Source organism: Deinococcus marmoris DSM 12784 (assembly GCF_000701405.1).
Lineage (GTDB): Bacteria > Deinococcota > Deinococci > Deinococcales > Deinococcaceae > Deinococcus > Deinococcus marmoris.
Genome location: NZ_JNIV01000235.1, coordinates 1 through 1,422, shown reverse-complemented (window position 1 = coordinate 1,422; position 1,422 = coordinate 1). Strand labels below are relative to the sequence as shown.

Genomic DNA, 1,422 nt, shown 5'->3' with positions numbered 1-1,422 from the left:
TCAGGAGAAGTCGTCCACCGCTTCGGTGGAATCCCGCCTGCCTTCATCCCGCCGATCCCGGCCAGTTAAACGAGGAAGCCAGGGCTGTCGCCTGGTTCGTCTGGACGGCGGAGTTGAACCCGCTGGACTGGGCTCAGGACGTAACTGATTATCGGGTATTGATCGCCTGACGAGTCCAAGAACTGCGTCCCACACGAGATAAATCTTCCTCAATATTATGTAGAACACGAATTCTATTTTTTGCTAAAAACATAAGCGTGCCAGACGCAGTTTTTTAGACTCAACTTTGGTTTAAAGAAATTGTATTCGGTACAACCTAAATCGGCAAACACTGTCCTGGAGGACGAAAGCCCCGAACCTTATACAACTTCTATACCGCCAATCAGATACCTCAGCACGAATACTGGCTGGACGTGGGATTCGTGGAGCCCTGCCCAGAGCATCATCCCGGACAGCGCATTCTTTGGGCCAAGCTCCCCCGATGTCTGAATTCCGTGTCTTCCAGATCGATGAGCCGCTCTCGCTGCGGACAGCCAGGTCACCTACCGTCTAGTCGGCGCTATCAAGAGCGACTGCCTGGGGGTAGCCAACCATTTCTCCAAGCTATGATCTGGGCCAATGGGAAGGACGCTTCTGATTTCGAGGCATCCAGACGGGCTGCTCCAGGCCAGGTGAAGCGGCCAGAGGCCGCCCACAGGTTTGCTGGAGACTCCTGACCGTCCACTGGGATGTGCGGTGAACACTGGTCTTGCCGTCTAGAAAAGCAGCCGGCCGTCAAACAGCATCAGGAAGGCCCGTGCATGCTGCGGCGAAAAACGGGCGTTAAACAGGAGGCCGATCAAAATCAGCACCAGCAGCCCGGGGCGGATCCGGTTGTTTTTGCTGTTCAGCCGATCGGCCAGTTGCAGCGATGGGACCAGGGCAAGGCCCCGCCGCTGGTGAGTTTCCCGCAGGCACCGACGTACCAGAACGCGGTCCAGACCCGGTCCCGAGGTATCAGTCATCAGCGTGGGGCGCGGTTCAAGCGGATTTAGCGAAACCCGGCGCGTTGAACGGGCCGCGCCAAATCTGGTGAACCCTACCCCGTTTAGGGCTTGGTCAGGTTGTGGGCAATGACGGCCAGGACGACGCGCAGCCGGAGTGAGGCCAGCGTTTTGGTCTGAACTGACCGAATCCCCTCTGCAACCAACTGAGAAAACACCGTTTCAATGCGTTTGCGGAGTTTTGGATGGCGGTCTGGCCGCCATCCAGTGTCATACCGGGAATTGCTCAGGAGTTGCACCTGTATAACTGACGGCGAAGCGCTCCCAGCCGGGAGAATCTGGGAATGTCAAAGTCACAGATTCCAGGGGAGCGCGTTCGCATTCTGGCAGATGAGTTCCTGGCCGTCCCCGCCACGTCGTATCAGCAGCGCAGCCTGGG

The 1,422-nt window shown here is 57.4% G+C and carries 1 protein-coding gene and 1 pseudogene; both read right to left on the bottom strand.

The genetic code is table 11. The features are described from left to right. Window positions 1–755 precede the first annotated feature (755 nt). Window positions 756–1,004: a hypothetical protein gene (locus Q319_RS0123535; RefSeq protein ID WP_029484796.1), complete on the bottom strand. Its 249-nt coding sequence runs from the start codon at window positions 1,002–1,004 to the stop codon at window positions 756–758. Between the two features lie 83 nt (window positions 1,005–1,087). Next, window positions 1,088–1,267 (bottom strand): annotated as a pseudogene (locus Q319_RS0123530) (IS982 family transposase); the annotation flags it as partial. Window positions 1,268–1,422 lie beyond the last annotated feature (155 nt).

What these genes read in the sequence shown, in the direction of transcription:
- Q319_RS0123535 (WP_029484796.1), bottom strand. Translation starts at nt 1,004, where the DNA reads ATGACTGATACCTCGGGACCGGGTCTGGACCGCGTTCTGGTACGTCGG.